The organism is Streptomyces sp. NTH33 (assembly GCF_003236365.1).
Lineage (GTDB): Bacteria > Actinomycetota > Actinomycetes > Streptomycetales > Streptomycetaceae > Streptomyces.
Genome location: NZ_POTZ01000637.1, coordinates 1 through 3,086 on the forward strand (window position 1 = coordinate 1; position 3,086 = coordinate 3,086).

At 73.0% G+C, this 3,086-nt stretch carries 3 protein-coding genes and 1 pseudogene; 1 reads left to right on the plus strand and 3 read right to left on the minus strand.

Features of this window, described 5'->3' with window-relative positions:
- Positions 1-338: 338 nt before the first annotated feature.
- Positions 339-749 carry an ATP-binding protein gene (locus tag C1I97_RS34190; protein WP_309147848.1) on the plus strand — a complete coding sequence of 137 codons (411 nt, stop codon included), beginning with the start codon at positions 339-341 and terminating at the stop codon, positions 747-749.
- Positions 750-792: 43 nt separating this feature from the next.
- Here the strand turns inward: C1I97_RS34190 and C1I97_RS34195 are convergent, their stop codons facing one another.
- The 3 genes and pseudogenes from C1I97_RS34195 to C1I97_RS34205 all read right to left on the minus strand — a co-directional run.
- A complete protein-coding gene (locus C1I97_RS34195; protein ID WP_146608389.1) occupies positions 793-1,062 on the minus strand; it encodes a hypothetical protein in 270 nt (89 codons plus the stop codon).
- 51 nt (positions 1,063-1,113) lie between these two features.
- Positions 1,114-2,466, minus strand: a complete 1,353-nt coding sequence (locus tag C1I97_RS34200; RefSeq protein WP_111006880.1) for a globin domain-containing protein — start codon at positions 2,464-2,466, stop codon at positions 1,114-1,116.
- Positions 2,467-2,761: 295 nt separating this feature from the next.
- Positions 2,762-3,086, minus strand: a pseudogene (locus tag C1I97_RS34205) (nucleotidyltransferase domain-containing protein); the annotation flags it as partial.

Genomic DNA, 3,086 nt, shown 5'->3' on the forward strand with positions numbered 1-3,086 from the left:
GCCCCGCCCCTTCCCGGAACAGCTTCAACTGCCGCCCGAAGAGGTGCAGGATCCCCCGCCCCGGCTCGTACTCGACCTCCGCCCGCTGCCCGTTGTCCTCCACGCCCGGCACCTCCCGTACGTACTCACCCTGCCGATTCGCCCCGCACCGCGTTCACTTCCGCGACCAACGCGCCGCGCCGGGAGCCGGTCACGATCCGCCCCGCGTACAGCCGCGCTCCCAGTGGTGTACAGCCAAAACCGGTCAGCGGATCACGCCTGTTCAAAGCTACGCACAGCCAGCGACCGTTTACTCCATGAAGCCAGTAACTCCCCCGCAAAGGTGTACGCCGGACCCCGTGGAGGCCCCGCTCGAGTTCGCGATGCAGTTCACCTCGACCCCGCGCGGAGCACGCCTGGCCCGCCGGCTGGTCTCGCACCGGCTGAACGAGTGGGGTCACCCGTACGACTCGTCGGCGAACGAGACCGCCACGCTGATCGCGGCGGAGCTGACCGCGAACGCGGTGCGGCACGGGCACGTGCCCGGCCGCGACTTCCACCTGCGGATCAGCGAGGCGGAGGGCGTGCTGCGGGTGGAGGTCGGGGACACACGCGGGGAGCGGCTGCCCGCGCCCGGGACACCGGGCCCGGAGGGCGAGTCGGGGCGGGGCCTGCTGCTGGTGGAGACGCTGGCGGACGACTGGGGAGTGGCACCCCGGCCCGGTGGTCCCGGCAAGGTGGTCTGGGCGCAGGTGCGGCTGCCGGGGTGACCGGCCAGGACGGGCGGCCGGGCCGCACGTGTGGGGTGCGGGGTCACCAGACGAGGCGGCCGTCCTCGGCCTTGCCGTGCTCTCGCATCGCGTCCACCAGGAAGTGGAAGTACTCCGCCAGGGAATCGTGGGTTCCGAACTCGTTCAGGCCACCGTCACTCCATCGACCCAGCATTCCCGTGCCCGTGTCGATGAAGCGGCCGTAGAGCCAGTCCGTCTCCGCCTCGCGGGCCGTGCTCCACCCATGGATGACCTCCAGCCGTCGATGGCCTTCTCGACACTGCCTCGACACTGCTGCGCGTACGGACAGCATGATCGTCCGGTTCGGGCCGGGTGGGCATGGCTCCCGTTCGGAGGTGGCCGGTCAGGCCGGGACCGACTGTCCCGGGTACGCCGGTGCTCCGGCCGGACCGAAACCTCCCGCGGTCCGGGGCAGGTCGCGCGGGCTGGGCGGCAGCGGGTCGTGGAGGACATGTTCGGCGGGCAGCCCGGCGCGGGTGAGAGCGGCCGTCACCGCCTGGATCATCGCCGGCGGTCCGGCGAGCAGGGCGCGGCCGGCCGCCGTGGTGCCACCGCGGACCACCGCGCGGGCCAGCCGGTCGTACGCGTCCTCCCCCGGCGCCCCGCCCGTCACCGGGACCACGGACAGCCACGGGCGGCTGCGTTCGAGCCCGGTCAGGTACTCGGTGTCGTACAGGTCGGACAGCGTGTCGGCGCCCAGGAAGAGCCGCACCCGGGGCACCCGGGGCGCGGACGCCGACCGCGCGCGGCCGTCCAGTTCCCGCAGCAGCGCCTTCATCGCGGCCCAGCCGGTGTCCCAGGCCACCAGCCGCAGTTCACCCGCCGCAGTCTCCTCGCCGAGTGCCAGATTTCCCTTGGGGGGTCCGAGCCGTACCTGGTCCCCGACCGCGGTGTGGCGCACCAGGGCCTCGCTCACCCCGCCGGGACCGGTGCACCGGACGTGGAGCTCCAGCTCTCCGTCCCGGCCGGGGTCGCCGGCCAGGTAGTACGGGCGCCAGGTGTGCGGCAGCCGCGCGGACTCCAGCGCGGTGTGCTGCCCGGCCCGGTACCGGAAGGGCTCGTGCGGCCGGACGCGGAGCACCGCGAGGTCCGGACCGCACAGCCGGTGGTCCGTCACCGTGGCCTTCCAGCACGGCGGTTCGTGCAGCGCGGCGTCCGCGCCGCGCACCATGGCCGTGACGCCGAGCCGCAGCATCCGTACCCACGCCTGCTCGAGTTCCCCGGTCCAGTACTCGCCGGCCCGGACGCGCAGCGCCTCGCACAGCGCGGTCTCGAACGCCGCGTACTGCGCGGGGAGCACGCCGAGTTTGCGGTGGTCGCGGCCGAGCTGGGTGAAGGTCGCGGTGATCTGCTCGGGCCGGTCCAGATGCTCGATCAGATACCAGAACGCCCGTGCCAGATGGGCCTGCTGGAACTCCATCCCGGCGGGGAAGAGCGACCGCAGCGAGGGGTGCCGGGCGAACAGCGCCCGGTAGAGGTGGGCGATCAGCTCGTCGAACGGGGCCACCAGGTCGAGGTGGCGCATGATGGTCCGCTGGTCGGCGACCCCGTCGTACGGCTGTCCGGCGACCGGGCCCTGCGGGCCGCCACCGCTGTCCGCGTCCGGCCCGCCTCCCTGGGAGAGCATCTGCCGGCGCAGCCGCATCGCGTCGTGCCGGGCGAGGAGGGCATGGTACGTCCCGTTGTCCGCACTCATGATCAGCGACCCCTCCGCGTCTCACGCCCGACGGCGATGGGGGCGCTGCCCGGAAGCTGGCGGATGGGTCGAGACATGGGTGGGCTCCTGAGGGAACGTGCAAAGGACGACGGACGGACACACGGCGAACAAAAACCGACCCGTCCGGTGAAACCGCAGGTCAGTATGGCATTAAGGGCGAATTCCCCAAGGTCCCTGGGTATGAGGGCCGTTGGGCCCTGGACAAGGAAGAGCTCTCAGGACTCGGAACGTTCCAGCAGACGGCGCCGGTGCTGCGCTGGTTCCGCAAGCGGAGCTACGTGCGCCGCACGGTCCGCCGGACCAGGGCTTCGGCATCATCGAGGGCGGCGGTCAGCGCCCCGGGCTCCGGCTCCAGCCCGGCCACGATGTCATCGGCCTCGCGCAGCCCCGCCCGGGCGATCAGGCCCTTGTCGTTGGTGGTCCACTCGCCCCGGGCGGCCAGCACGGCGTGGGCGGCCTGGGTCGCGGCGAGGGCGATCGCACCGGTGACCTGGGTGAGGGCGCTCCTCGGGGCGTGGCCGGCCTTGGCGTAGGCGAGGGTGGCGGTGGCCAGGCCGTACCAGTGCTCGGGCGCCGACCTGCGCAGGGCGGCGCCCGAG

Excerpts from the sequence above, each read along its gene's own strand:
- C1I97_RS34195 (WP_146608389.1), bottom strand. The coding sequence starts at position 1,062 with ATGCTGTCCGTACGCGCAGCAGTGTCGAGGCAGTGTCGAGAAGGCCAT.
- C1I97_RS34200 (WP_111006880.1), bottom strand. The coding sequence starts at position 2,466 with ATGAGTGCGGACAACGGGACGTACCATGCCCTCCTCGCCCGGCACGAC.